The sequence below is a fragment of the Salicola sp. AFF1 genome (genome assembly GCF_056783195.1).
In genome coordinates, this window is record NZ_JBXAYL010000172.1 from 1 (window position 1) to 267 (window position 267).

Below are 267 nucleotides of genomic sequence, written 5' to 3' on the forward strand. Positions count from 1 at the left end.
GCTTGCGAAGATATCACCCTGGCCGATGTGACCTTCACCGGCACGCCGGGCACAGACAAGGTGCATGTGCTCAAGACAACCGGCACGGTGACAATCACCATATCCGGAACAACTACATTGGTTGCGGGCGATGTGACCAGCGAAGGCGCAACGGTAGTGATTGCCGCGCCAGCTACCTATCAGTCTGTTACCGTGGACGGCTACACCACCGGCGCGCGCATCCAAATTTACGACCTGACCAACGATATCGAGCTGTACAACGATGTG

1 protein-coding gene is annotated in these 267 nt (G+C 56.9%); it reads left to right on the top strand.

Annotation, left to right across the window (positions count from 1 at the left end):
- Positions 1-267 (top strand): hypothetical protein (locus AC1RQI_RS17210; RefSeq protein ID WP_481905833.1); only part of this gene is annotated, 267 nt, incomplete at both ends.